This window comes from Bacillus sanguinis, from assembly GCF_018332475.1.
GTDB classification, from domain to species: Bacteria; Bacillota; Bacilli; order Bacillales; family Bacillaceae_G; genus Bacillus_A; species Bacillus_A sanguinis.
The window spans coordinates 1-26,675 of sequence record NZ_BOQB01000021.1 but is presented as its reverse complement, the minus strand read 5'-3'; the positions used below and the strand labels follow the sequence as shown (position 1 = coordinate 26,675).

26 protein-coding genes and 2 pseudogenes are annotated in these 26,675 nt (G+C 34.9%); 12 read left to right on the top strand and 16 right to left on the bottom strand.

Translation table 11 applies throughout. From position 1 onward, the window contains the following. Positions 1-77: 77 nt before the first annotated feature. A complete protein-coding gene (locus tag KI369_RS03505; protein ID WP_154981854.1) occupies positions 78-323 on the bottom strand; it encodes a hypothetical protein in 246 nt (81 codons plus the stop codon). 119 nt (positions 324-442) lie between these two features. Here KI369_RS03505 and KI369_RS03500 point away from each other — a divergent pair, with 119 nt between their 5' ends. Then, complete coding sequence (locus tag KI369_RS03500) at positions 443-1,897, top strand: recombinase family protein (RefSeq protein WP_154981853.1); 1,455 nt, start codon at positions 443-445, stop codon at positions 1,895-1,897. Positions 1,898-1,913: 16 nt separating this feature from the next. Next, the gene (gene recJ, locus KI369_RS03495) at positions 1,914-3,593 is read left to right on the top strand and encodes a single-stranded-DNA-specific exonuclease RecJ (protein WP_154981852.1); all 1,680 of its coding nucleotides are present in this window, start codon (positions 1,914-1,916) and stop codon (positions 3,591-3,593) included. A 23-nt stretch (positions 3,594-3,616) separates the two neighbouring features. Here recJ and KI369_RS03490 read toward each other — a convergent pair whose 3' ends face one another. The 8 genes and pseudogenes from KI369_RS03490 to KI369_RS03455 form a co-directional block, all read right to left on the bottom strand. Beyond that, the gene (locus KI369_RS03490) at positions 3,617-4,516 is read right to left on the bottom strand and encodes a helix-turn-helix domain-containing protein (RefSeq protein WP_154981851.1); all 900 of its coding nucleotides are present in this window, start codon (positions 4,514-4,516) and stop codon (positions 3,617-3,619) included. A gap of 128 nt (positions 4,517-4,644) precedes the next feature. Further along, positions 4,645-6,141 (bottom strand): restriction endonuclease subunit S, encoded by a 1,497-nt coding sequence (locus KI369_RS03485; RefSeq protein WP_154981850.1) that lies wholly within the window; start codon positions 6,139-6,141, stop codon positions 4,645-4,647. Then, complete coding sequence (locus tag KI369_RS03480; protein ID WP_154981849.1) at positions 6,141-7,595, bottom strand: class I SAM-dependent DNA methyltransferase; 1,455 nt, start codon at positions 7,593-7,595, stop codon at positions 6,141-6,143. Before KI369_RS03480 ends, KI369_RS03485 begins: the two co-directional genes overlap by 1 nt. Positions 7,596-7,647: 52 nt before the next feature. Then, positions 7,648-10,860, bottom strand: coding sequence for a type I restriction-modification system endonuclease (gene hsdR, locus KI369_RS03475; RefSeq protein WP_205171482.1), 3,213 nt, complete (start codon positions 10,858-10,860; stop codon positions 7,648-7,650). Between the two features lie 106 nt (positions 10,861-10,966). Next, on the bottom strand, positions 10,967-11,170 hold the full coding sequence (locus KI369_RS03470; RefSeq protein ID WP_154981847.1) for a hypothetical protein: 204 nt from the start codon (positions 11,168-11,170) through the stop codon (positions 10,967-10,969). Then, positions 11,133-12,200, bottom strand: a complete 1,068-nt coding sequence (locus tag KI369_RS03465) for a S8 family peptidase (RefSeq protein WP_205171434.1) — start codon at positions 12,198-12,200, stop codon at positions 11,133-11,135. The genes KI369_RS03470 and KI369_RS03465 overlap by 38 nt, the downstream gene beginning before the upstream one ends. 140 nt (positions 12,201-12,340) lie before the next feature. Then, positions 12,341-13,144 (bottom strand): annotated as a pseudogene (spoVR, locus tag KI369_RS03460) (stage V sporulation protein SpoVR); the annotation flags it as partial. A 115-nt stretch (positions 13,145-13,259) separates the two neighbouring features. Beyond that, on the bottom strand, positions 13,260-13,820 hold the full coding sequence (locus KI369_RS03455) for a nitroreductase family protein (RefSeq protein ID WP_000214810.1): 561 nt from the start codon (positions 13,818-13,820) through the stop codon (positions 13,260-13,262). Between the two features lie 233 nt (positions 13,821-14,053). Between KI369_RS03455 and KI369_RS03450 the strand changes: the two genes are divergently transcribed. From KI369_RS03450 to KI369_RS03410, 9 genes are all read left to right on the top strand, one after another. After that, the gene (locus tag KI369_RS03450; RefSeq protein ID WP_212955051.1) at positions 14,054-14,650 is read left to right on the top strand and encodes a hypothetical protein; all 597 of its coding nucleotides are present in this window, start codon (positions 14,054-14,056) and stop codon (positions 14,648-14,650) included. 126 nt (positions 14,651-14,776) lie between these two features. Further along, the gene (gerYA, locus tag KI369_RS03445; protein WP_212955050.1) at positions 14,777-16,282 is read left to right on the top strand and encodes a spore germination protein; all 1,506 of its coding nucleotides are present in this window, start codon (positions 14,777-14,779) and stop codon (positions 16,280-16,282) included. Continuing rightward, positions 16,279-17,361: a spore germination protein GerYC gene (gene gerYC / locus KI369_RS03440; RefSeq protein WP_212955049.1), complete on the top strand. Its 1,083-nt coding sequence runs from the start codon at positions 16,279-16,281 to the stop codon at positions 17,359-17,361. Before gerYA ends, gerYC begins: the two co-directional genes overlap by 4 nt. A gap of 12 nt (positions 17,362-17,373) precedes the next feature. Then, positions 17,374-18,483, top strand: a complete 1,110-nt coding sequence (locus KI369_RS03435; protein ID WP_212955048.1) for a GerAB/ArcD/ProY family transporter — start codon at positions 17,374-17,376, stop codon at positions 18,481-18,483. Between the two features lie 45 nt (positions 18,484-18,528). Beyond that, complete coding sequence (locus KI369_RS03430) at positions 18,529-19,038, top strand: PCYCGC domain-containing protein (RefSeq protein WP_000761019.1); 510 nt, start codon at positions 18,529-18,531, stop codon at positions 19,036-19,038. Between the two features lie 120 nt (positions 19,039-19,158). Further along, complete coding sequence (locus KI369_RS03425) at positions 19,159-19,407, top strand: YhdB family protein (RefSeq protein ID WP_001195458.1); 249 nt, start codon at positions 19,159-19,161, stop codon at positions 19,405-19,407. A 165-nt stretch (positions 19,408-19,572) separates the two neighbouring features. Then, the gene (locus tag KI369_RS03420; RefSeq protein WP_000532273.1) at positions 19,573-19,992 is read left to right on the top strand and encodes a disulfide formation protein C; all 420 of its coding nucleotides are present in this window, start codon (positions 19,573-19,575) and stop codon (positions 19,990-19,992) included. 12 nt (positions 19,993-20,004) lie between these two features. Continuing rightward, positions 20,005-20,457: a thioredoxin family protein gene (locus tag KI369_RS03415; RefSeq protein WP_088608414.1), complete on the top strand. Its 453-nt coding sequence runs from the start codon at positions 20,005-20,007 to the stop codon at positions 20,455-20,457. Positions 20,458-20,529: 72 nt separating this feature from the next. After that, positions 20,530-20,745 (top strand): DUF1540 domain-containing protein, encoded by a 216-nt coding sequence (locus KI369_RS03410; RefSeq protein ID WP_212955047.1) that lies wholly within the window; start codon positions 20,530-20,532, stop codon positions 20,743-20,745. A gap of 33 nt (positions 20,746-20,778) precedes the next feature. On the opposite strand, the gene KI369_RS03405 is transcribed toward KI369_RS03410, so the two are convergent. From KI369_RS03405 to KI369_RS03395, 3 genes are all read right to left on the bottom strand, one after another. Continuing rightward, on the bottom strand, positions 20,779-21,030 hold the full coding sequence (locus tag KI369_RS03405; RefSeq protein ID WP_000834195.1) for a hypothetical protein: 252 nt from the start codon (positions 21,028-21,030) through the stop codon (positions 20,779-20,781). 104 nt (positions 21,031-21,134) lie between these two features. Next, positions 21,135-21,896 carry a L,D-transpeptidase gene (locus KI369_RS03400; RefSeq protein WP_212955046.1) on the bottom strand — a complete coding sequence of 254 codons (762 nt, stop codon included), beginning with the start codon at positions 21,894-21,896 and terminating at the stop codon, positions 21,135-21,137. Positions 21,897-21,962: 66 nt separating this feature from the next. After that, positions 21,963-22,829 carry an SDR family oxidoreductase gene (locus tag KI369_RS03395; RefSeq protein WP_212955045.1) on the bottom strand — a complete coding sequence of 289 codons (867 nt, stop codon included), beginning with the start codon at positions 22,827-22,829 and terminating at the stop codon, positions 21,963-21,965. A gap of 201 nt (positions 22,830-23,030) precedes the next feature. On the opposite strand from KI369_RS03395, the gene KI369_RS03390 reads away from it, so the two are divergent. Then, complete coding sequence (locus tag KI369_RS03390; protein ID WP_144612977.1) at positions 23,031-24,332, top strand: NCS2 family permease; 1,302 nt, start codon at positions 23,031-23,033, stop codon at positions 24,330-24,332. A gap of 97 nt (positions 24,333-24,429) precedes the next feature. On the opposite strand, the gene KI369_RS03385 is transcribed toward KI369_RS03390, so the two are convergent. The 4 genes and pseudogenes from KI369_RS03385 to KI369_RS03370 form a co-directional block, all read right to left on the bottom strand. Further along, entirely contained in the window at positions 24,430-24,633 is a 204-nt protein-coding gene (locus KI369_RS03385; RefSeq protein ID WP_438800495.1) for a hypothetical protein, read from the bottom strand. A gap of 31 nt (positions 24,634-24,664) precedes the next feature. After that, on the bottom strand, positions 24,665-25,315 hold the full coding sequence (locus tag KI369_RS03380; protein ID WP_212955044.1) for an ABC transporter ATP-binding protein: 651 nt from the start codon (positions 25,313-25,315) through the stop codon (positions 24,665-24,667). Then, entirely contained in the window at positions 25,316-26,548 is a 1,233-nt protein-coding gene (locus KI369_RS03375) for an ABC transporter permease (RefSeq protein WP_212955043.1), read from the bottom strand. Positions 26,549-26,557: 9 nt separating this feature from the next. After that, positions 26,558-26,675 (bottom strand): annotated as a pseudogene (locus KI369_RS03370) (ABC transporter permease); the annotation flags it as partial.

The following is a 26,675-nucleotide window of genomic DNA, read 5'->3' as shown; positions in this document are numbered from 1 at the left end:
GACACCTATCGGAAACTTATTCATAAATAAAAATAAAATGTTCATAAATATGAATACAAACAAAAAAAAAGGAGAGTCTATCCAATGAAGGATGCACTCTCCTTTTGCTGTTTCATTTCAATTTGAACTTGCTCTATATTACATTTACTTTCATTACATTTGAGGAGGTGAACGGCTGCTAAACTTTTCAATTGCTTTTCAAATTGAAAAAACTTCTCGGACAACTTACATAAATCCGATTCACTCAGGAGTTCTAATGAATTGTGAATATGCGTCTGTTCATTTTTGACTCGAATCGAGATTGTGACGTTTCCATCTGTCATTTGCAAATCCCCCCTATAGAACTATACCTATGCGGGAAGGAAACGAGGACAACCCTATAACTTGTTCTATCATGTTGAACTTTTTCTTTCATATACATATGGACAAGGAGGTGTTTTTTATGAACGAACAGTCTTCTCAATTTATTGCGCTATACTGCCGCGTTTCTACAGATGACCAAGTGAAAGAAGGCGTTTCATTAGAGGAACAACAAGAACGCTTAGAAGCCTATTGCCGCGCAATGGGCTGGGGGGAAGACGTCGTAGTTTATGTTGAGGATGGATTTTCCGCCAAAAGCATCGATCGACCGCATTTAACAAGGCTCATTGAAGATGTAAAAGCTGGTGACATTAAAAAAATTATTGTAACAAAACTAGATCGAATGAGTAGGAAATTATTAGACTTGCTCACATTAATTGACTTATTTCAAGAACACGATGTTTCATTCGTTTCTATTAGTGAATCATTTGATACAAATACGCCTTCAGGACGGTTAACCCTTCAAGTATTAGGTGCTGTTGCAGAATTTGAAAGAGAACGCATTCGCGAACGCGTCTTTGAAAATATGTATCATGCTGCTTCTAAAGGAAAATGGCTTACACAACACCCTTTTGGTTATCGATTAGAAAATAAAGAACTCGTTATTTATGAAAATGAAGCAAAAATTGTCCGAGATATATTCATATGGTACACACAAGAAGGTCACGGTTTCTATGCAATTGCTAAAAGACTAAATTCACTTGGTATTCCTTCTCGGCAAAATAAGCAATGGTCTATTCGTTCCATCAAATTACTACTATCTAATCCCGTCTATAAAGGGACTGTCGTATGGAACCGAAAAGATCGTTCAAAGAAAAAAGAGCAATTCAAAAAAAAAGATGAGTGGGTTATCCAAGAGAATGCTGCTCCAGCCATTGTCACAGATGAATTATGGAATGAAGCTCAAAAACGGATGCAAACTTCTTCCCTTGCTCCACGCGCCCAAACAAGTCCACATCTTCTTGGAGGGTTATTAAAGTGCGGCAAATGCGGATCTGGAATGAGTATCGGTTGGTCAGGTTCAACGAAAAATCGATACAGAGTATACAGATGTTCGGCTAACAAAAATAAAGGAACTTGTACAAGTAAGCAATATAAAGCACATCAGTTAGAGGAACTTTTCAAAAAAGGACTATCCAATCTATGTGAATCATTTAGCTTTTCATTACATCCTTCATTATCTTTACAGAAAAGACAAGCAGACGTAACAAATCAGATGAAACTGGCAACCGCAAAAAAGAGATATAAACGAAAAGTTGAAGCTTTTACTGCAGGGTTAATCGAGTTAGAGGACTTACAAGAAGAAAAAAGAAGACTAGAAACTTTAGAACTTGCATTACAACCTACTGCTGAATTAAACGAAAACATCAATTTACTTCAAATAGAAGAATGGATGAAAAGTAAATTAAAAAACATCTATGATGCATTATCGATCGTTCCTGTTGAAGAAATAAAACCACTCATACAAACAATTATTGAAAAAGTGATTCTACATAGCGAAGAAGAACTAGAAATTGTGTTACAACCTATTATATAGATATGGAGGCTTCATCATGAATACACATCATTTATCATCAACGAGCGGCAAATGGATTCCACATATTCAAATGCCGCATACTCCTCCTAATAAGGAAGCTCTATTAACAATGGCAAAACATTTAAACATCCATCCAATATTTTTGTATCACTTACATCTTCATGGTTATGAGCAATTTGAAACAATTGAACGATTTCTTGTTCCAAATTGGGAACATTGTCATTCTCCGTTTCTTTTACAAGATATGAAAAAGGCGGTATATCGAATTCTCACAGCAATTCGTAACAAAGAAAACATCATGATCTTTGGTGATTATGATGCGGATGGTATTACGTCTTCAACTTTATTATATAAGGGCTTAAAGAAGTTGAATGCTAATGTAACAGTACGACTCCCAATCCGTTCAGAAGGTTATGGACTATCCGCAAAAGTGATGAATGAATTACCTTCAAACATTTCTCTTATTATTACAGTCGATAATGGTTCATCCGCCCACGAAGCTATGCAAGTTGCTAAACAAAAAGGAGTAGATGTCATTGTTACAGATCACCATGACATTTTACAAGGTTATCCTGATTGCTATGCATTCATTAATCCAAAAAGAAATGATGACACATACCCTTTTCCATTTCTTGCTGGAGCTGGCGTGGCACTCAAAGTTGTACAAGCTCTATTTGAAACAATCAAACAACCCTTTTTAAAATATTGTAGTGAATTAATTGAACTAGCAACAATCGGGACTATTGCCGACTTGATGCCATTAAAAGACGAAAACCGTATTATCTGTTCATACGGATTAAAACAAATGAATAGTAATCCAAGCCCTGCTCTCAAAACACTATTCAAACTTTTAAAAATAAAAACAGTCGATAGTAGTACGATTGGATTCCAAATCGGTCCACTTTTTAATGCAACAGGACGGATTGCAGATCCAAATATTACAGGTGAAATGCTTAGAAACAATGAAACAGATCGAGCAAGATGGACTGAACTATTATGTATCAACAATCAACGTAAACAAATGACAAAAGAACAGTTCCTAATCGCAGAAGAAACCATTTTCCAGGATCAGTTACATAAGGACAACGTAATTGTTGTTTGGGGAGATTTCCACCCTGGCATAATCGGATTGATTTCATCTCGTATTTCCGAAAAATATAAAAAGCCTTCCATCGTTATCTCTAACACAGGGACAGGGTCTGCACGAAGCGTTAATAAAACAGACTTCTCCATTGTAAAAGTGATTCAAGATTGCGGAGATTACTTGAAAAAATACGGAGGGCATCGAGCTGCTGCTGGATTATCAATACCTATGAAAGAACAGCACCTTCTTTTATTCCGTTCAGCAATTCAAAAAGCTGCAAAAACACAAACATGCCTAGTCCCACCCACCTATTACTTATCGAAATTGCCAATAGACAAATTTTCTGAACAGCTCTTTCATGATTTATATACATTAGAACCTTTTGGAATGGACAACCCCAAGCCTATATTTTTAAGTCAGAATACTAAGCCTTCTTTTATTAAAATGCTTGGCGAAGATCATTTATTGTTTGGTGTTTCTTCAAAATGTGTATTTGGGTTTCAAAAAGGTAATTTATATGAACAAATAAAAAAATCCCGTACTATGCATTGTCTCTATACAACGAACTGCTACCATCAAAAAAATTTTTTAATCCAGCAAATATTATTGTAAAAAAAAGCAGGTTGAAGAAATAACTATTTTTCTTCAACCTGCTCTTCCCTTTCTTCCTCTCTTGGTTCTTCTATTTCTTTTAAGATAATCTCCTTGTTATTCACAAGATGTTTCACTTGGGCATTCACAAAAGGCTTCCATGTATCATAAGGTTTATTCCCGCTATGACAGTAATACTTCGATTCCGTTCCCTTAAGTGATTCTTTCAATGTACCATCTTCTTCAAACATTTGCTTTAACAAATATTCATATAATATTTGTTCCTCTTGTTTGGTTATTTCGTCTTTTAAATATTTAGCCAATACCTCTTGAAATACATCAAAGGTTACTTTTTCCACTTTCGTATTTTCCATATGATTTTTCTGTGGCATATTGTTATTAACATTCTCTTTATCACCATCTATTTTCTTATCTTTTTGCTTTTGTAAAGATAATTCTTTATTTTCATCAATCCATCGCATCTTCTCTTCAATTAATAAATACTTTTCTTTCTGTAAAATTTCATTCTTCTCTTGTAACTTTCGATTCTCTTTTACCAAAGATTCGACTTGCCCCAAAAGTAATTCACTTTGCTTTTGAGACAATTGAAGCTGCACCTTCCAATCCTCAGGAATATGTACATGGCTGGCTATAGGAAAAATCTGTTCTTTCTGTTCCAACATACTAACTTTCTCCCTCAAATCGTGTAGTTCATTCTGCAATTCTTCATTACGAAAAAATAGTTTTCTTAAACCTGGCTTCATTCTTTCAATAAAATCCTCTAAATCTTTCTCATGAATACGCCAGCCTTCCTTACGATTCATACCCGCCTCACCCACAATCTTCCCCTCCCGTAACCATCTTGTAATCATCTGCTTCGAACTCGTAATATCGTAACTTTTCAATACCTCCAATGCTTCATTCACGTTATACCAACGTGTCATTGTACATCTTCCTTATCTTTGTAATGTTATGAGAATAAAGTTACTTTTGTAAGTTACTATTACTGTATTCAGGTAAAGTTATAGGTATAACAAAAAGAACATCTTGAGTTAGATGTCCTTCTGCTAATTTATTTAATGTTTTCTTGTAATACTTCTTTGAGTAGTTCAATAGCACTTTCTTCGGTTGGATCGTTTGTGCCAAGTTCACCTCGTAAAGCTTTTGAGAGAACCGATTGTTTTAAAATTCCAATTTCCATATCTATAGATTTAAGGTTCTCCTGTACTTCATTCATGTTCCCAAGTAGTGTATTTAAAATTTTTACAATCACATGTTGTTCTTCAATAGGAGGTAAATTAATAGGAATACTATTTGCATTTTGTTTATTTAAATAAGCGACTGTGGTAGAAGTGGCAATAGACTTCATATGATTCGTAAGAAATCTAATATGATACATTAAATACTCTGGCAATACCATTTCACTTGGTAAAAATGCATGTAATTGTTGATTGATAACCATTTCATTACCTACAATCGCTGAAACGCCAAACCTACCCACACAACTCATAATTACACTATCCACAGGAATTTTTTTAGCCTTTACTTCTTCTATTTCCTCAAGCGATAAGCCTATTCCTTCTCTCGATTCATATACATAATTGCCACTCAAATCTGGAATTGTAACCCATGGTATCGAACCAGTAAACGATTTAGGCTTATCCCGCCCAGGAACTATGGTATCACATAAAAACCCTGCTGGCGCTTGAATCCAATTATTAGGAAGATCTGGTTTTATTTGTATAACCTTTTCTATATCATAAATTAAGTAATCAGGTTTTTTTATTTTTTTGTTTATGTTCTTATTTTTTTTATACAATTCAATTCGTTCATTATGCTTGTTTAAAACATAATCCCAGACTGAATGAGTATTATCATTTTTCCTTCTCCACTTTTGACTCAACTCGCCACGAAACGCCTTATCTAAAATAGCTACTCGGCGATTCTCAAACGTTTCCTTTGCTTCTTCAATCAAGGCTTTTGCTTCTTCAATCTTTTCTAACAAGCACTCTATTTTCTCAGCAATACGTTTTTGTTCATTTAAAGGTGGTAATGGTAAAGAAAGGTTGCCCAGTATCTGAGCATTGGCTCCTGGCTGTGCACTTCCTTTTTTAACAACCATTATTTGTTTCCAGTACATTGGACTTTTCATATAATTCCATAGGTATTTTGGATATATAGCTTTACTTTTTCTCAATCTAATTAAATAAGAAGCAAATACGGCAATAACTGGCTCATTAATTAAATAACTTTTTCCCGTTGTAGCACCTGTGCGTGCTACAACAATATCATCATCTTTTAATAGGTATTTTTCTAAATCCTTTTCGTTTATTTTACAATACGGTACACTATTCCAATCTACTTTATCATTCTGGATATCAGTAATACGCAAAAATTTTGGTCCGATTTCTTCAGATGAAGCTGTCTCGGTATAACCATATTGAATATTTTCTAAACAACTACCTAAATTAGTCCAAATCCAATTTTCAGGTACTGTGTATAACTGTCCTTCCTCTGATAACAACGTCTCTCCCAATAATTCCTCGATGGTCTTTTTCCTCTTACTCACTACTTAACCACCTCAGTTTCTTCCACCGCTTTCAATTCATCTACAACTTCATTTAATAATGTAATAGCTTGTTTTAACTTACTAATCGCTTCTTCCGCTGATTCAATTGGATCTGGTAAATTCTCATATACAGACAATGATTCATCAGCAATTAAGCCAATATCTAAGCTATCATCTTTTTTCGCAATCTCTTCTCGTGTAAATACGTTCCATCTTTCATCTTCCACGTTTGAACGATTTTCAGCATGATATGCTTTTATAAAATCATCAAAATGTTTTTCTGTTAATGGAGTACGTTTTCCGAATGACGGCATATTTGTACGAAGATCGTATACCCATACTTCTTTTGTACTATCTCGATCTGTTTTTTCTCTTGTAAAGAATAGCACATTTGTTTTTACACCCTGTGCGTAGAAAATCCCTGTTGGTAAACGTAAAATTGTGTGCAGATTACACTTGTCCATTAAATCTCGACGGATTTGTGCACCAATCCCACTTTCAAATAGTACGTTATCTGGTAAAACAACTGCTGCGCGCGCATTTCCATCATCTTTTAATGCATTATAAATAAGCTGTAAGAAATTCAACTGCTTATTGGATGTTTCAAATGTTAAATCATCACGAGTTGCACGTTCCCCACCTTTTTTAGTACCAAACGGAGGATTTGTTAAAATAACATCAAAGTTCTTTATCCATTTTCCGTTACTAGATAATGTATCTCCTTGCTCTAAACGCCCTTCGATGCCATGAAGTAGCGCATTCATTAACGCTAAACGATGGGTGTCTTTTACAAGCTCCATTCCTGTAAATGCTTCTGTTTTTTGAAACTTAGCTTGTTCTGGATCAATATCAAAGTAATCATCAGTTTGATTTTTCAAATATTGGTCGGCTGCAATCATAAAACCAAATGTACCTGCTGCTGGGTCAATGCATTTGTCTCCAATTTTAGGGTCAACAAGCTTAACCATTACATCAATTAATACACGAGGTGTAAAATATTGACCTGCTCCTGACTTTGTTTCACTTGCGTTTTTTTCTAGCAAGCCCTCATATAAATCACCTAGTCCCTCTTTTTCTGCATTGTACCAATCTAAATTATCAATGGATTTAATAATTTTTTCTAAGTTCTTCGGCTCAGAAATGCTTGTACTTGCATCAGCATAAATTTGTCGTAAGACGCTATTGTCTGAACTTCCAAGTTCTAAAAGAAGGCGTTGATAATGTTCTTTTAATTCTATTCCTTCGCGGGATACTAAGCTCTCCCAGCGATACTCTTCTGGAATGACATGCTCTATATTTACTCTGTCTTCAAAAGATACATTCCCCTTCTCATTCATCATCTTCAAAAATAAAATATATGTTAACTCTGTTAGGTATTGTTGATATGTAATACCATCATCACGAAGTACGTTACAAAGATTCCATAGTTTTTGTACAATTTCTTGGTTGTTCATTTGCTTTCCCTTCCTTTACATGAAAAGTGTGCCTCATTATAGAGGCACATTGTTAGCTAATATATAAGTAATCATTTATAGTATACACAATCTTGTCAATCTCTTCTCCAAATTCGCGTTTTAGCATATTGTAACCACCTCGACTACGAAATGGCTCTTCTGAAAATGCATCTTCTGGAGTTGGTGCTAGCACTGGTACTTGTAGTAACTGTTTTTCAATTCGCTCTAACCATTTTTGTTGGCGTGGTGTCCAATCATATAAGCAGTATACCTTCTGCATCGCACGTTTAATGCGTGCCTCATGATCCACTAGTGCATCTCCAAGAGCTGCTTGACGAATAAATGTAATAATGTCCGCTGCAATATCTTCATTTTTCGTCTGTTTCCACGCTGTTTGTAAATGAGATTGCTTGAACCCTTTCGTTTCAAGGATCGTAATTAACTCCCGCAAATCTTGACGTGTTAGTTCTTTGGGACGTGTACACACAATTTGCAATGCGGGGATTAAGTTAATGTTTTCTTTTATGAAACGCTCAAACCCTTCAAGATAATCTTCAGGGCGATTATTCCCTTCTCCATATCCACGCTCTACTTTCGTAACACGATCATTATGGTTAGAAATATATATTTTTTCACCTTGGGTACGATATTGTGAAATATATTCAAATAAAAGCTCTTGTTCTCTTGCTGCTCCTGGTGTTACAGATTGTAATTCATGCGCCCAATCATCAATGCTCTTCCCATTCGTCAGCTCTGTAAATTTCTGCTTCGCTTCTTCTGGAAGACGTTGTTTCTTGCGTTGTATTTTTGCGATAAGTTGATCACGATAAAAATCCGCTTCTTTTTCATCATTAGCGTTTGTTAATGACTGATACAAATCATCAATTGAATAATTTTGTTGTTTCACAACAGGTTTCATGTCTGTGTATGATTTTAAATTATCATAAATACCAACTGCATCATAAATATTAAAATGTGTTTTTCCGATATCCGTACATAAACGAGTTGCTCGTCCTAACATTTGATCATACAGAATACGAGATTGTACACGGCGTAAAAACACTAAGTTTGTAATAGCTGGTACATCAATCCCCGTCGTTAACAAGTCTACTGTAACAACAACATTCGGTAAACGTTCGTTTTTAAAACGTTTAATCGCTTCAAGTGGTTTATGAATATAGCCTGTGATTTTCATAATAGCATCATCTTCCACTTCATCACCACGCTCTTTGTAAGCCTCTTTTAATAGACGTACAATCGTATCAGCATGTGCATCATTTACTGCAAAAATTAACGTTTTCTCTTTACTAGTTGGATCAACATAATCCGTTAACTTGTTTAAAACAGCACGATTGAAAGGCTCGCTGATTACCTTTCGGTTGAACTGTTCCACTTCAAATTGAACCGTATCTTCCATCTCTTCTAACTTTAGTTCTTGTTGGTCAACATCGTACACTTGTACTTCGTCACCCTTCTCGAACTTAATCCCTGCTTCCATTAGCTCGGTTTTAAACACATACGGTGGCTCATGGTCCACTAAGTATCCATCTAATACTGCTTCACTATACGAATACTTATAAATCGGCATACCAAAAATATCTGTCGTATGAAGGGCTGGTGTTGCCGTCAATCCTAAGCATGCTGCGTCAAAATAATCGATCACACGACGATATTGACTAATATAATCATTTTGATCACGGAACTCCATTTCCTCTTCTGACATCTCGCGATCACTTGTATAGCCGCGGTGCGCTTCATCAACAATAATAAAATCATATTGTCCAACTGTTGGTAAGTTTGCATTGTCACTATAAAACAGACGCTGTACCATACCTTGTACCGTTGCAATATGTACTTTCGTTTCTATCTCAGGTGATATATGTTCTAATGTTTTCACATCATATATATCCGTAAATGCAAGCCCCTCAAATTTTGTATCTTTCAAAGAGTCTTCTGTTTGTGTCCCCAATGATTTACGGTCAACCAAAAATAGAATTCGACGACACTTTTTCGTTTTTATAAGGCGATACATTAATGCAATCGCTGTACGAGTTTTTCCCGTCCCCGTTGCCATCGCAACTAGCATTCTCCGCTTGCTTTCCTTTAAACCACTTTCTACAGACAGCACGGCATTTTGTTGGTAAGGACGTAAACTAAATTTTTCAATACTTTCTTCTTCTAGTTTCTTATCAGCATCCTGATCATCTTGTTCTAACAGCATCTGTAAATCCATAGGAGAGTGCCATCCTTCTAATGGACGTGAATGCTCTAATGGTTTACGAGAATCCCAGAACCAAATACCAGATTCATCTTTTAATTGTTTTAAGTACGGACGTCCATTTGTTGCGTATAAAAATGGAGCTTTATACTCACCCATTGTTGGCATCAAGATTTCATCTTCATGCTGGTAAACATTACGGGCATACCACTTCGTCTGGCTATCTAATACAGAAGAAATTTTTTTATGTTTTGCTTTAGCCTCAATAAAACCAACAAGTTGTTTACCAATAAATAAAGCGTAATCTGCTCGACCACCTTTAACAGTCCACTCAGCGATCGCCATATTTCGTCCCTTTTCTGGGCGTGTGCCATTTTGGAAAGTAAGATTAACACTATCAGCTTCCCAACCAGCTTGACGTAACTTTTCATCAATAATTATTCTCGTCTCTTCTTCCGATAAACGTAAACGATTCACATATTTTTTTGAAATACGACTACGTTTTTGCCTGTCCTCTGATGTATCATACTGTGATTCTTTGCGAACCTTTTCTAATTCTGCTTCTAACTGTTTTACTTTCTCATCATATTCCTTTTGCAATGCTGAAGCATCTACTTTTTCTTCCTTTACAGGTTCAACATACTCTGTTGCCTCAAAGTCCCAATCACCATACACTTCCATAAACCAAATACCTAGACGGAATGCCATAAGCAACAACGCTTGCGCTTCTTTAACCGTTCCATATCCAGCTTCATGCGCTGCGCTGTTTCCTTTTTTACGAAGTGCGTCAAACATATCGTAAAGCTCTTTTTCTAATAAGCCTTCTCGACGTAACGTTTGTATACGATCAACCTGACTCGTATTATATGCTTCTTTAATATTCTCCATGGCTAAAATAACTTTAGCCAATGTTTCCCCGAACAAACGAAGTTTCATCAATGTTGTATGAGGATCATAATACATATTCTTCTCAGCAGTTTCACCAAGATTAGCTAACACATCCCACTTTTCTCGAAAAAAAGAAAAATTACTTTTACTCACCTTCATCACCAACTTTAGAAATTTGTATATATTTATTATACACTTTTATATAGTAAGAACATTTAAATTTAATGAAAATAAAAAGGCACTATTGTAAATACAATAGTGCCTTTTAAGCTATTTCCAAAAGCATCCCTCTTCGCGATTCTTGAACTTGCGTAACATTCGGATCATTTTCAATTAGCGATAAATTTCCTTCTTCTGTTTCCAAAACAACAACATTTATTAAATCATCTACAAAAATAATATTTCCTAGTTGTTTTAATTCAAACAAATCGTCAATTTTCTGTACCTGTAGGATGAATTTTTTGAGCATTTTCTAACACCTCCATTAATTTAGGAAGAGATACCTTTCCAAGTCCCTGTTTTTTTCCAGGGGTATTATCAAGATATTCAGTTGCCATATAAAAATTACTTATTAGTGTAGCCGAGCTAGGATTATTTAATACTAAGGCAGTTATAATCCCTGATACTACAGGTGCGGCAAAAGATGTCCCTTCAAATGGTATAGGACCATCAGGGAAGAATATACCGCCATGTCCCTGGGCAACTACATTTGGTTTACTTAAATGAATACTACCAGGTGTGCTAAAATCTGCGACACTATTTCCATCTTTCGATAAACTTCCAACAGAGATCGCTTCTTGTGCACATGCTGGACAAAATGTTGTGGCTTTTTCTCTATTTCCAACAGCCACTACAATAATAATTTTTAGCTTTTGCACAATTGCATTTATATAATTTGCTAACATACAATTTCCCTTACATCCACTGTTGAATCCAGCGGAAAGATTAATCACATTTACTTTCTCTTCTCTTGCTGCCCATTGAAGTGCAGAAAGCAAATTTTCCTCTTTTAAATCATCTACACTGTTACAAATTTTACCCGAATAGATCCCTGCACCAGGTGCAAACTTTTTAATGATAGAAACCACAACATTACCATGATATGTAATAGGCGTTGAACCATGTCCCGTAAAATCTTTTTCATTATGTATATGGGAAAAATATTCTTTATTAATCCCTGCATCTAATACAGCAATTTTCGTCCCAAATCCATAATAATTTTCTTTATGTAATAGCTCAGCATCTTCCTCCAGGGAAGGGTACATTTTTAATGTAGTAACAGAATGGTTGCTTTGAAGTAAATGCCCCGTTCTAGTTTCCCTTACACTTTTTACAAAATCAAATGAAGATAAACACTCCATGTCTTGAATAGTCTCTATGACTATTTGATTAGGTATTAAATCATCGTAAAAAAAGATTTCACATTCTTTATTTCGCAAATGTTCTTTAATATTTCCATCTAAATCCCTATTGAGATTCACTACATATCTGTTCCCCATAAGTATCATCCTTACTAAACTTTCAGTAGTATGTCAAAGTATACAACAATAATTATTGTTGTATACTTTGACATACTACCACAAAATCCCTTCTTTTTGCAGAAAAATGTTTGATTTTTTTCACATTGAGCACCTTAGCAATACGAAGCCCAGCCTTCGTTCATAATTTTCGTTTCAAGCTGCGGCCAGAAATATAGCATTTCCTCACGCATCATCGTTAATATGTCTCGCTGCCAATCTTCTAGCTCACGGCTATATTCTTCAATAAAGAGGAGTAGATCTTTCTCTGGTTGCGGCGGAATTTTCTTCTTTTTACGTACATTGGAACGTTCCTGCTTTTTATTTCGATCATCTAAATTCCATAGATCATCGTATTGCGATGACTTTTTCTTTTCTACTTCTTCCTCTTCTAAGTCATCAATACTCCATGCAAGTTTCGGACGCATGAGCGACGGGTCAATATGCTCTTGAATGGCAAGTACGGCATCTAAAAATGTTTCTACCTCTTCTTTTCCGTACTTATGCTCATATGCTTTCACCCGTTCAGCTGTTGCTGACATACTTTCTACCATATCTCGCTTCGTATTTGAAAAACGAATGTTATTTTTAAAGAAATCACAGTGCGCTAACACGTGTGCTACGATTAATTTATTTTGAATTAACGAGTTCGTATCTAATAAAAAGGCATAACATGGATCAGAGTTAATAACGAGTTCGTATATTTTACTAAGACCTAAATCATATTGTAATTTCATTCTGAAAAACTGTTTTCCAAAACTCCAATGTGAAAAACGCGTCGGCATCCCATATGCACCAAATGTATAAATAATTTCCGCTGGACATATTTCATAACGCATCGGATAAAAATCAAGCCCAAATCCAGTCGCAATTTCCGTAATTTCCGCAATCGCATATTGCAGTGCTTTATCGTCACTTGCTCTCATTATTTTCCCTCCTTACACTTTCCCTTAAGAAAGTGTATGATTGAGAACAAGCTTTCATGAGGATTGATTGCATAATAAAAAGACACCCTCATAAAAAACGAGAATGTCTCATCTATTAACCTTCAATAATCTCCATCTTCTCCGTAATCGGTGTACGAGCTTTTCCTTCTGGCGCTTTATCGAAATAGCCAAGGTGAAGAATTCCAACGATGCGTTGACCTCTTGTTAAACCAAGACCTTCTATAAATAATGGATTGTAGTTTAATCCGCCTGATTTCCAAACACAACCTAAGCCGCGTTCCCAAGCAAGAAGTTGGAAGTTTTGCATAAATGCGCATGTTGCAGCGTAATCTTCGTCACGTTGTATTTGACGAGGATCTTCATTTATATATACAACGATTTGTGCAGGTGTGCTTAAGAAACGATCAGATAAAATTTTACCGCGTTTCGCTCTTTCTTCTTCTGTGAAAGAGTTTAATACTGCATCTACTAACTTCTGACGACCTTCTCCAATGTATAATTTACAATTCCATGGTTCACGGTGTTTATGATTCGGTGCCCACGTTGCGTCATTTAATAATTCAATTAATAACTCTTTGTCTACTGCTTTATCTGTAAATGTACGAACAGAACGTCTTTCTTTAATCACATTCGCGATGGAAGTATATGTAGTCATATTTTTCTCTCCCTTATTTTTATCTATATGTATACGTTTATTATTGATATTGATTTTCAATTTCGATTATACCCTAGTTTTTTACTATTAATCAATGTTTTATGTTGGAAAACTTCCAAAAACGTCATTTCATACTTGTGAATAAAAAAACTTGATTTGTTCACAAGTATTTCACATTTTATGGAAATGATATGTGTACAGTTTTCCACATTATCCATCTAGGAGGAGTTTATATGTACAAAAAAATTGCTTTAAGTATGACTATGGTAGCATTATTATGTGGGATCTCTACCTTCCCTACTTCCGCTGCCACACCAAAAGAAGTAACATTCCATCATCATAAACTAATTTCGGAAGAAGAAATGCAGTCGCTCGAAAAACTAGGCTATAACAAATATGAAATTTGGAAAGCTGCTCACATTGCAAGAATGAGTAAAAAAGAAATAAAAGACGTTTTAGCTTACTATAAACAAAATAAATCTTGGGAGAAAACAGCCGAACATTTCGGTGTAGATCCAAGTAAGTTGAACAAGCATCATATGAATAAAGAAACGAAAAAAGCACTACTGCAAGAATTAGCAAATATGCAAAAATCTACACCCGACGGCCTAAAACAAAAAATGAAAGAATATAATATCGGATTACGTCAGCTCACAGTATTAACAATCATCTCTCAAAAAAGTAATACTCCTCTTGATGATGTACTAAAAATGAAAAAAGACGGAATGGACATTAAACAAATTGCAGAAAAATTAAATGTAAAAAAAGAAGATATACGAGCTGAAATGATTAAATTAGTAAAGTCTATTAAGGAAAAGAACACAAATTAATACGCCAAAAAGGAAGAGATTTTCAATACTCTTCCTTTTCTTTATGAACTTTCAATTTTCAAGTATAAATTCCCGCCTTTCCCAAAAACTAACACAAGTAAATGATATATGTTAGGGGGTGGGAAAATGTTTCGTTTATCATCTAAAAAGAAAAAACAAACCTTCTGTTCTATTCCAGATTTTATCCATACTATGAAAAAATCAAGCGACTTTTCTTCTTATAACATTATAGAAGATGGGACATTATGTTTGTTTTATTATAAATCGACAGTAGAATCACTTATTATTAAGCGATTCATTTTAGCACCTATAAAAAATAAATTGGACGAGATTCAACATATTGATGACATCTTAAATGTCGTATCTATTGAAGACATCCTCATCAATCCGTCCATTGATGATATTCGTGAGAAATTATTAGGCGGATACGTATTATTACAGCTAAAAAAAGGTTCAGGGCAAGCAGCGTATGCACTTCTACGCGCCGAGAGTACCGTTTTAGGAACTCGTTTAGTAAATGACACGGAAAATGAATATAGTGTTATTGGCCCTAAAGTTGGTTTTGTTGAAAATGTTGATATAAATATACATTTATTACGCCGAAATATTGTAACCGAGCAATTAATTTTCAAGGAAGTTAGCATTGGTTCTATGTCAAAAACCAAAATCGTAGTTGCTTATATCGAAGGAATTACAAATGAACAACATATTAACACCGCAATGCAGCGTCTACAAGATATTGATTTTGATTACCCTTTTGATGCAACTCTAGTTGAACAGCTTATTAGTGATAATAGCAACTCTCCCTTCCCTGTTTTACTACCTACAGAGCGTTTAGATCGCTCCGTTTATGCATTACTGAATGGAGGAGTTGTCATTTTAACAGACGGTTCACCATATGCATTAGCTGGACCAGCGACATTACTCGATTTCTTCGTCTCTCCAGAAGATTATTATTTACCATGGATAGCTGGCTCATTTCTTAGATTAGTTCGCTTTTTCGGAGCAGCATTCTCTTTATTTTCATCAGCTATTTATACAGCTGTATTAACGTATCACTATCAAATGATTCCAGCTGATTTACTTGGTCCTATTATTTATTCTAGAGCTAACGTACCGTTTCCACCTATGTTAGAAGCACTCTTTTTAGAAATTACAATTGAATTACTGCGCGAAGCTGGGGCTCGTTTACCGACTAAAGTCGGCCAAACGATTGGTATTGTTGGTGGAATTGTAATTGGGCAAGCATCTGTCGAGGCTGCTTTAACGAGCACTATTTTATTAATTGCGGTTGCCTTATCTGCGCTTGCATCGTTCACAACACCAACAGTAAAAATGTCTTCCACTATCCGGATATTACGATTCCCTCTCATCATTTTAGCTGGAGCATTTGGCGGCGTAGGCCTTATCGTCGGATTCGTATTTATACTCGCTCATTTAATTCGCTTAAAATCACTTGGATCACCTTATTTATTACCTTTATACCCATTTCGCGGTTTAGGTACAGCTGAAGGACTCCTTCGTCTTCCATTTAGTCAAACTGCAGAACGCGCTTCTTTTTTAAGGCCCAAAAAGAAATGGCGCTATGACCCGAACAAAGCGAAAGAAAAACGTGACGGTGAGGAAAAATGAAAAATATTTTTTTATGCTTTTTCATTATCATTTTAATTTTTCAATCTGGTTGTACAGAAGCACATATAGTTGATACACAGCGAATGATTCACGTAGGTGGATTCGATATAACAAAAGATAAAAAATTTCGCGGGACAATTTTATATCCGGATTACACAAAAGGCGTACAATCTAAACCAGAAACTCAATCCACTCATGCAGGTACAATTGAAACAATCTCTTCGCTTCTAAACGCCAAATCTCCACATACGATCGCTGTAGGTCAAATGCGTGTTGTCCTATTTGGAAAAGCATTTGGTGAACATGGACTTGGAGATGTTATTAACAACTTACAACGTGATCCTAACATTGGCCGAGATGTACAACTAGCGCTTGTAGATAGTTCAGCAGAAGAATTACTGAAACATGTCAAAACAAATGGATCACTTTATTTATCTGATTTACTGGAGCAAAATATAAAAAACGAGACAATCCCGCGGACAGCTTTAAATATTTTTTTATATAACTTCTATTCATCTGGATGTGATCCATTTCTTCCTTACATTCAAGTATCAGAAGACAAATCTGCTTCTATTAAAGGACTCGCTTTTTTAAAAAAGGATAAAGTGGCTATGTATACAGACAGGAAAAGGTCTTTTTTATTTAAATTACTCATTAATCCAACGAAAAATGGGCGTTACGAAGTTCCGATACGTCAAGGTAAACATAAAGGAGTAATTGCTACTCAAAACTTATCTGGAAATAGTGAGTGCTCTCTTTCGCCAAACGGTGATATTCCGAAAGTTAACATACACTTAAAGTTAAATGGACTCATAAAAAATGCTCCCAGATGGCTGGATTTATCAAAGAGTAAAAATGTAACTTACGTAAAAAGGCATATAGAAAAAATGCTTGAAAAGGATTTAAACGAATTAATAAAACAATTCCAAGAAAATAAAATCGATCCAATAGGAATACGTGAAGAAATTCGTAGTCATTCAAGAAAATGGAGCATGAAACAAATTCAAGATATGTATCCTAACGTAAACGTTGCTGTTCATGTAAAAATTAATGTCGTACAATCTGGTATCGGAGAATAGTGAGGTGCTATCATGGCTGGACAAGATAAAACACATACTGTTTCCCCTTATTTCACATTCCTTCTATTACACTCCCTTCAAATTGGAGTAGGCGTGTTAGGGTACCAAAGGATTATTGCGCAATTTGCCGGTTATGATGCTTGGATTTCTCTTATTATTGCTGGTATTGCGACTCATATCGTTTTATTTTGTATGCTTAAAATGTTAGAAAAAGATAATGATTTAATGAATATTCATACGACATGTTTCGGAAAATGGATTGGAAAATTTTTTTCCATATGCTTTGCTGCATACCTTTTATTATTTTGCCTTACTGTTCTTCGTACGTATATTGAAGTTATTCAAGTTTGGGTCTTTCCTACAATTAAACCGTGGAAATTAACTTTACTATTTTTGTTTGTAGCTTATTACATAATTAGGGGCGGCTTTCGTTCTGTAACTGGAATTTGTTTTTGGGGCGTTATCATACCGATTTTCGTCCTGTTATTCTTAGTTTTTCCAATGAAATATGCGCATGTCCGTAACATTTTTCCAATTCTAAATCATTCACCTTTAGAAATTCTAACTGCAACGAAAGCATCTGCATTAGAATTTCTTGGATTTGAAGCAATCCTTGTTTTTTATCCGTTTATTAAAAAAGGAAAATCGTTAAATAAATGGGCACATGGTGGTATTGCTTTTACGACAATTCTATACGTAATACTAGCCATCGTTTCCCTTATGTACTATAGTCCAGGGCAACTACATCATACCATTTGGCCAACATTAACGATGCTAAAAATCATAAAGGTTCCTTTCATCCAAAGGTTTGAGTACATCATTATTTTCCTATGGTATCTCATTATTTTACCTAATCTTTGTTTAACAATCTGGTCTTCTTGTTGCATTAGTAAAAAATCTTTTCACATACCATTTAAAATTACATTGCCACTTTTTATCGCAGCCATATTTATTTCATCCTTATTTTTCACAAACCGCGAAAATATCAATACATTAAATACAGTCCTATCTCAAGCTGGTTTATATATTGTATACGCCTATATCCCAATTCTATTTCTATTTCATTCACTACGATGGCGTTTCAAAAATCAGTCGAAAAAATCTTCAACCGATACACCATAATCTCTGATACAATTTGATTAATACATTTGTAAAGGGGACAAGCGTATGAAGAAATATGTATTTTCTTTACTTGCAGTACTGAGTTTAATTCTTGCTGGTTGCGGAGCTACTAGCACAAATGAAAAAAAATCATCTGAATCAAAAGAAGAGCACGACCACGCATCGCACACTCAGCAAGCTGACATTCAAGAAAAAACAAAAGGAGTCGACACACTTCCTACCTTCTTAGACAAGCTTGATCCACAAATGAAAGATATCTACACTGTCGCTGGACAAAATGCAGAGCTATTAGATTGGATTCCATGTTACTGCGGTTGCGGTGAAAGTGTAGGACATAAAAATAATAAAAACTGCTTTATTCGTGAAATTAAAAAGAATGGTGAAGTTGTTTGGGATTCCCACGCAACGACGTGTGTCAATTGCCTAGAAATCGCAGTTGAATCTGCTTCCATGAAACAAAAAGGAAAATCAACGCTGGAAATTCGCAACTATATCGACAATAAATATAAAGAGGGCTATGGCAAGCCAACACCTACGCCAATGCCAAAAGCTTAAAAACGAGGAAATACCTCGTTTTTTCTTTTCATTCACTTTTTTTCTTAACAAATTCTTTCAAGTGTATTTCTCCTTGCTTTTCACACACTATATATAACTCCTCAGTAAGGAGGGTACACAGTGCAAACATATAACGACTATGATAAAGCTCTCTATTACACGTATTGCTGTAATTGGGATAAATTACTCGTTCTTATGGTTCAAACGAACGATCAACTATTTTCTAAGCGTATTGAACATTTTTTACACGCTTATCAATACAGTAAAGAACTGCCAGAAGTTGATAAACAATTGCAGCTCCTATTTCAATATATTGACCACGCATCCCAAAAGTCACATATAGAAGAAGTAGAGCAAATTCAAATGTAAAATATAGCGCTATTCTCTTTATGAGAATAGCGCTTTTTTAAAATGTTTATATCAATAAAAGTTTCCTCTTATAAAACTTTTATTGATAAACATATTTTTTCTTTCTTTTCTGTAGCACTTCATACTATAATTTAGTATGTAACTATTATAAGAGAGGTATAAAATATGGGACGAGAAAAAAAGCAAGAATATGCTTTACTTACCGCATGGGGAGCTTCTTTTGTCGCTACACTAGGAAGTCTGTATTTTTCCGAAATCATGAAATTTGAGCCTTGTGTACTTTGTTGGTATCAACGTATTGTTATGTACCCATTCGTTTTATGGCTTGGCATCGCTGTAGCAAAGAAAGATTATCGCATCGCCAGTTATTCTTTACCAATTGCAAGTATTGGTGCTTGTATTTCTTTATATCACTATGCAATTCAAAAAGTCGCAGCATTTTCAGCTGCCGGAGCAGCTTGCGGCCGTGTACCTTGCACCGGAGAATTCATAAACTGGTTTGGTTTTATTACAATCCCGTTTTTAGCACTTATCGGCTTTATTACAATCGCTGTTTGTAGTTTCATTGTAATAAAAAACAAATAAGGAGATGAAACAATGAAAAAAATGCTTATATTTGGTGGTATTATTATCGCCTTGTTTGCAGCAATTTTCGCTGTCACACAAATGGAAGAAAAAAATGCTACTAGCCAAAAAATTGATAATGCTACTGATAGTAAAACAAATGGTCCTGACTACTATACAAACAAAATCTCTCTTTCAGATCTTCAAAAGAATTTAAAAGAGAAAAAAGAAGAAACAGTATACTTTTATCAAACATCTTGTGTTCATTGCCAAAAGCTATCTCCTGTCGTAGTACCAATGGCTAAAGACTTGAACGTTGATATGAAAGTTATGGATATTGAAAAACTAGATGCTCCTTGGGATGAATATAAAATTAAAGGAACGCCAACAATCATTCACTTTAAAGATGGCAAAGAAGTAAGCCGCATTAGCGGTGAACAACCGAAAGACAAATTAAAAGAATGGCTTGAGCAAACGAAAAAATAACGAGAAAAGGAAACTCCTTCTACACATGAAATGGGCGTAAAATCCCAAACTAATGTATAAGGAGGGGGTTTTATGCCAGAAGTGAAATGCTCTGTTTCCAATTGCTCATTTTGGGGACAAGGTAACTTTTGTCAAGCAAGTGCAATCGTTGTTCAACCAGATGCACAAGAAACTGGTTCGAATACAAATGATTCATATACAAGCGCGGTTTTAACAAACGAGACGCTAGAAAGTTCTGTAGCAACGAGTGTAGAGACTTGTTGTCATACTTTTAAACCAAGGTATTAAACATAAAAAGCATACGATTACTCGTATGCTTTTTTACATTCCCCTCCAAAAATCATGCATAATAAAAAAGTACAAAATAACGAGAACGGCCGTCCCGCATAAGGTAATACGCCGATATATACTTTTCTCCCCTTCCCTCGCCTTAACAAACGCCCAAATAAATCCGAAGAACAATATTAAATCAACATATGGAACATAAAACGAAAAGACGAGAAACGCATACAAATACACGATAAATAAACAGGTCGTTACTAAGAAAACTTTAAAAGCAAATTCACTTTTCATAATGTAACCGCCCCCCTATCTGTACTGTATTATATTCAGCAAAATACAATAGTTGCAGTTAAACTCAAAGTAGAAATAAGCTACCGTCTATAATACGGTAGCCATTACGGAACATTATATTTCCGTTTATATATATTACTTAAAACCGAAGAAGGAATTTGTTCATAACGAATTTTTTCTCCTGTTTCATCCACAATATACAAATTGTTTCCTATATAATATATTCCATCTTTTCGTTTTGAGTACACTGCATATCTTTCGTTTGGCAATACCGTTTTCACTTTCGTTAGCTGCCCATTTGGTTCTTGCCAATATATATCGGCGCGGTCTACTAACGTAAGCATACCAATTTGCTCTTCTTTTACTTTACGACCACTCCAACTCACAACGCGGTAACCAAGCTTATTCGCTTCATATTCGGGGCTCGTATGAAAACGAGAAATAATTACTTTTGTTTGTAATTGGACTCGATCATATAACCACTGTATATCCCTGTCATGCATGCGAATACAACCATTTGATTCCCTACTTCCAATCGTCCATTCCCGATTTGTCCCATGAATCGCATATTCATTCTTATCTAGCCCAAGCCATCTCGTACCAAGAGGATTATTTGGTGCACCCCCAGCTATTTTTTTTCGATGGTATTCTTTATTTTTATATTTAGTTATAATACAAAAATTCCCTTCAGGCGTAGGTGTACGATCTCTTCCAGTTGTTACGGGGAACGTTTTTGTATAATTTCCATTTTCAAAAAAAGACAACTGGTTTGTCGTAAGATTCACTAATATTAAATGATCTGTATCAGCAAAAGCACTAACCGGTAGGATGAAAAATAATAGTATGACGAAACATAACTTTTTCATCTATATCCCCCCTAGCGCTCACTATAATAAGTGGAATTAACTTTACTTTGCTCTTATAAATGAAAACTATCCATTTACAATAACGCCCCCATTTACATGTATCATTTGCCCGGTAACATAGGATGCATCTCCAGACGCTAAGTATACGTATGCTGGTGCTAATTCATATGGTTGACCAGGCCTTTGCATCGGGACATTGCTTCCAAACTGAGAGACTTTTTTCTCATCAAAGCTTGATGGAATAAGTGGTGTCCAAATTGGTCCTGGCGCAACACCATTTACACGAATACCTTTTTGCACTAACGATTGAGAAAGTGATCTTGTAAAAGCTACGATTGCCCCTTTCGTTGCGGAATAATCAATTAAAGTTTCATTTCCTTCGTATGCAACGATAGACGCTGTATTTATAATGACATCCCCTTGCTTTAAATGAGAAAGTGCGGCTTTCGTAACATGAAAATAAGAAAAAATATTAATACGAAAAGTCTTTTCTAGCTGTTCTGCTGTAATATACTCTAATCCTTGCTGCGGATATTGCTGCGCAACATTATTTACCAAAACATGTAAACTACCTAGCTGCCGCACGGTCTCTTCTACAATATCTTTACAATGTTGTTCATTACTTAAATCACCCGGCAGCAATACACACTTTACCCCTTCTTGTTCTACATGTTGCTTCGTCTCATTTGCATCTCCATCTTCATCTAAATAAGCAATCGCGATATTCGCTCCTTCTTTCGCAAAAGCGATGGAAACAGCTCGTCCAATCCCGCTATCCCCTCCTGTAATCAATACATTCTTTCCTTTTAACTTTTCACTTCCTTTATAATTTGGATCTTCAAACTGCGGAAGTGGATTCATTAATGATTCAATACCAGGCTGTTTATTTTGATGTTGCGCAGGCATTGTTATAAAGTTTTTTTGCTGTGGCATAGCTTCTTTCAACTCCTTTTCCTTATAATGCACACAATAAAAACTGAAATTCACACATCGGCTTACGATTAATATTCGAATTTAAGACACAAAATATGAATTGTTATAAACTTTTTATGCAAAACTATTGCAAAATAGTTAAAAAACGAATATTATATATAACTGTTGTGAAAATTATTCGTAAACAGAAAGGATGTTTATATGTTTAACCTTTCAAAACATAAAACTTCTATTAAAACTGAAATTATGGCAGGTATTATTACCTTCTTAACAATGGCATATATCATTGTCGTAAACCCTGTCATCCTTGGGGATGCAGGAGTTCCATTTGAACAAGCATTTACAGCAACAATTATCGCTGCTGTTGTTGGAACATTATTTATGGCGATCTTTACAAACTTACCAATCGCAATTGCACCAGGTATGGGATTAAATGCTTACTTCTCTTATTCTGTTGTAAAAGCTCATGAAGGCATGACTTTCGCAATTGCATTCTCTGCTGTATTCGTAGCAGGTATGATTTTAATTTTGTTATCATTCACATCTTTCCGTACAAAATTAATGGAAGCAATTCCTGAAAACTTAAAGCATGCAATTACTGCTGGTATCGGTCTTTTCATTGCCTTTATCGGTTTACGCTTAACAGGTATCGTTACAAAAAATGAAGCAAACTTAGTTGGGCTTGGTGATCTTCACTCTGCTCCAGTACTACTAGCATTAGCTGGACTTGGAATTACAATTGTCCTTATGTCTTTAAATGTAAATGGTGCTCTATTTATCGGCATGCTATTAACTGGTATTATCGCTTACTTCACAGGACAATTATCATTCTCAAACGGTGTTACATCAATGCCTGGATTACCAGAAGGAATTATCGTTTCCAATCCAATTACTGCTGTATCTGATGTAATTAACTATGGATTGTACGGCGTTGTATTTTCATTCTTCCTTGTTACATTATTCGATACAACAGGTACATTACTTGGCGTTGCTCAACAAGGTGGCTTTATGAAAGATGGAAAGCTTCCAAAAGCTGGACGAGCTCTTCTATCTGACTCATTCTCAGCAACAATCGGTTCTATGTTCGGAACAACACCATCAACAGCTTACATTGAATCATCTGCTGGTGTTGCAGCTGGTGGTCGTACTGGTTTAACAACTGTTACAGTAGCTGTTCTATTCGCATTAGCAGCATTCTTCGGACCATTAGTAAGTGCCGTTTCTGGTGTATCAGCTATTACTGCCCCATCATTAATTATCGTTGGTAGTCTTATGATGGGCTCAGTTCGTCACATTGATTGGGATGCATTTGATGAAGCATTCCCAGCATTCTTAGTAATCTTAAGCATGCCACTTACATCAAGTATCGCAACAGGTATCGCTCTTGGATTTATTTCATACCCACTTATGAAAGTGGCAAAAGGTAAATTCCGTGCTGTTCACCCACTTGTGTATGTATTTGGAATTTTGTTTGCTTATCAATTGATATTCTTACCACATTAAAAAAGTAGAGCATCGAAATTCGATGCTCTACTTTTCTTTTACAACAATCATTCAAACTATAACGCCCCCTCCAAAATATGAAGGAGCTTATAACATTTTAATATTTCTCCTCTACCTGTAATTCTTTACTGTACTTTTGAATGAAAACTGAAGAAATAACCATTACCATCCCTACACTACAACCAATGAGCTGATCCAGTAGCACTTCATCATGAATGAACCAACGTAGTAGAAATACACCACCAAAAATAAACATCATAGTAAATCCAGTATGTCTAAGTCCTTTATACACATTTTCCATATGTATCACCTCTTCATATAACTTATCCATATTATACCATACAACCATCAAGTAACCGTATCGTCCTCTGACAATATGCAGCTACCTTTTGATCATGTGTAACAACTAGTACCGTTTTTCCTTGTTTATGAATCTCTTTTAAAATGCTCATAATTTTTTCTCCGTTTTCTTGATCAAGAGCACCAGTCGGTTCATCAGCAAGTATAATTTTTGTATCTTGCGCTAAAGCCCTTGCTATCGCTGTTCTTTGCTGTTCTCCTCCTGATAACTCGTAAGGATATTTATTAATATGTCTCTCCAGCCCTACCATTTCCAGCATTTCTTTTGATATTTGTATACGTTTCTTATAAGAAATTCTTCTATATATAAGTGGAAGCATTACATTTTCAACAACTGTATAATCATCGAGTAGCGAAAAGTTCTGAAACACAAATCCAACTTCCGTATTTCTATACTTATGATAGTTTGACTTTAATGTACTCGTATCCATTCCATCTAAAAAATACTTTCCAGCAGAGGGGCTATCGATTAAGCCAATAATGTTAAGGAGAGTAGATTTCCCCGAACCAGAAGGCCCCATAATAGCTATCATTTCGCCTTTTTCTATTGTAAGATTAATATCATTTAATGCACTAAAATTATTCTTTCCAAAGCCCTTAGCCACATTTGCGAGCTGAATCATCTATAACACCTCTTTCATATATGTATTTTTTATTTTTAATACATTGAAATAAATGATTGTATATATAATGAAGATCATTACAATTGATAACATACTTATAAAAATCAATGATTCTTCAGAGACTTGTAACGTTCCAAAAAAAGATACGGTACTATTTTCTAGCTCTTTTTGAATTTCAATCGCTCCGCTATTCTCCCATTGAAAATACGTAATTCCTATACATATCGATAAAATGAATAACAACATATACTCAATAATAAATGGAAGACATATTTGAAAAGTGCTTGCACCTAACGCTGATTTAATAGAAATATTTTTACGCTCCATATAAAGTGCTGCCATTGATGTTAATACGATAGATAAAAATGAAAAAAATAAGACTGTACCGCTTAATAATAATGGGTATGACATATTATCAATACCTTGCTTTTCGTTTTCTAACAATTTATTCGGATTTGTAACATAATACGAATACCCCTTACCTTCTGTTACCTTTAATACTTTCTTTTGAAATTCATTTATATTTATCTTTTCATTTGTTTCTATAATTAACCCATTGTATAAAAGTTCTACACTATAGAACTCTATTTCTTCTGTTCCAATTGGTAAAATAGCCATGTCATCTAATAATGTAATACGATTATCTGATATTTCACCGCTCCGAGGATATGTGAATGGTGAATTTTTTTCTAAAAACCCAATTACTTTTAGCTTCATTTTTCCAGATGGTATAACATCACCAATAGATACCTTTTCTTTATAATTAGCCCCTAATATAACAGGTCTAATATCAAATACTGATTTATGAAATTCCGATTCCTCAAAATATCTTCCTTGTGGAATTAGTATATGAAAGTATTTATTAATATCTTTATCAACAAGCAGCGTCTTTATCGTTCTATTTTCTTTTTTTAAGCCAAATGAATATTCACGGAACAAATAATTTGTTGTATTTGTAATGGGTATCGTATTAGATAACTCTTGCATGAAATGTTGATAGTCATCTCTCGCCTTTTCTTCACTAAACAATGTTATATCTTGCGTCGCATAAATTTCATAGAAATTTTTATGAGTCGATAAATTATTTGCTACTGTCATCATTTTTCGATATCCCGACAGATTACTAATAAATTCTATAGCTGAAGAAAATGCAATAATTAAAGAAATTACTATAATCAAACTTGGTAACAACCGTTTTTTCACAGACCGTATAGAATCAAATATAAAAAACATGACGATCACCTACGTTCTTAAATGTTTTCCAGGATATATATTTATAATGTGCTTGATTGGAATTGCAGTAACAAACATTGTAAGAAAAATTATAAAAACAATATTACATACTAATACATATGGTGTT

Bases quoted from the DNA above. Each gene is read 5' to 3' on its own strand.
- KI369_RS03505 (WP_154981854.1), bottom strand. From the start codon at position 323: ATGACAGATGGAAACGTCACAATCTCGATTCGAGTCAAAAATGAACAG.
- KI369_RS03500 (WP_154981853.1), top strand. From the start codon at position 443: ATGAACGAACAGTCTTCTCAATTTATTGCGCTATACTGCCGCGTTTCT.
- recJ (WP_154981852.1), top strand. From the start codon at position 1,914: ATGAATACACATCATTTATCATCAACGAGCGGCAAATGGATTCCACAT.
- KI369_RS03490 (WP_154981851.1), bottom strand. From the start codon at position 4,516: ATGACACGTTGGTATAACGTGAATGAAGCATTGGAGGTATTGAAAAGT.
- KI369_RS03480 (WP_154981849.1), bottom strand. From the start codon at position 7,595: ATGAACAACCAAGAAATTGTACAAAAACTATGGAATCTTTGTAACGTA.
- hsdR (WP_205171482.1), bottom strand. From the start codon at position 10,860: ATGAAGGTGAGTAAAAGTAATTTTTCTTTTTTTCGAGAAAAGTGGGAT.
- KI369_RS03470 (WP_154981847.1), bottom strand. From the start codon at position 11,170: ATGCTCAAAAAATTCATCCTACAGGTACAGAAAATTGACGATTTGTTT.
- KI369_RS03465 (WP_205171434.1), bottom strand. From the start codon at position 12,200: ATGGGGAACAGATATGTAGTGAATCTCAATAGGGATTTAGATGGAAAT.
- KI369_RS03455 (WP_000214810.1), bottom strand. From the start codon at position 13,820: ATGACTACATATACTTCCATCGCGAATGTGATTAAAGAAAGACGTTCT.
- KI369_RS03450 (WP_212955051.1), top strand. From the start codon at position 14,054: ATGTACAAAAAAATTGCTTTAAGTATGACTATGGTAGCATTATTATGT.
- gerYA (WP_212955050.1), top strand. From the start codon at position 14,777: ATGTTTCGTTTATCATCTAAAAAGAAAAAACAAACCTTCTGTTCTATT.
- gerYC (WP_212955049.1), top strand. From the start codon at position 16,279: ATGAAAAATATTTTTTTATGCTTTTTCATTATCATTTTAATTTTTCAA.
- KI369_RS03435 (WP_212955048.1), top strand. From the start codon at position 17,374: ATGGCTGGACAAGATAAAACACATACTGTTTCCCCTTATTTCACATTC.
- KI369_RS03430 (WP_000761019.1), top strand. From the start codon at position 18,529: ATGAAGAAATATGTATTTTCTTTACTTGCAGTACTGAGTTTAATTCTT.
- KI369_RS03420 (WP_000532273.1), top strand. From the start codon at position 19,573: ATGGGACGAGAAAAAAAGCAAGAATATGCTTTACTTACCGCATGGGGA.
- KI369_RS03415 (WP_088608414.1), top strand. From the start codon at position 20,005: ATGAAAAAAATGCTTATATTTGGTGGTATTATTATCGCCTTGTTTGCA.
- KI369_RS03410 (WP_212955047.1), top strand. From the start codon at position 20,530: ATGCCAGAAGTGAAATGCTCTGTTTCCAATTGCTCATTTTGGGGACAA.
- KI369_RS03405 (WP_000834195.1), bottom strand. From the start codon at position 21,030: ATGAAAAGTGAATTTGCTTTTAAAGTTTTCTTAGTAACGACCTGTTTA.
- KI369_RS03400 (WP_212955046.1), bottom strand. From the start codon at position 21,896: ATGAAAAAGTTATGTTTCGTCATACTATTATTTTTCATCCTACCGGTT.
- KI369_RS03395 (WP_212955045.1), bottom strand. From the start codon at position 22,829: ATGCCACAGCAAAAAAACTTTATAACAATGCCTGCGCAACATCAAAAT.
- KI369_RS03390 (WP_144612977.1), top strand. From the start codon at position 23,031: ATGTTTAACCTTTCAAAACATAAAACTTCTATTAAAACTGAAATTATG.
- KI369_RS03385 (WP_438800495.1), bottom strand. From the start codon at position 24,633: ATGGAAAATGTGTATAAAGGACTTAGACATACTGGATTTACTATGATG.
- KI369_RS03380 (WP_212955044.1), bottom strand. From the start codon at position 25,315: ATGATTCAGCTCGCAAATGTGGCTAAGGGCTTTGGAAAGAATAATTTT.
- KI369_RS03375 (WP_212955043.1), bottom strand. From the start codon at position 26,548: ATGTTTTTTATATTTGATTCTATACGGTCTGTGAAAAAACGGTTGTTA.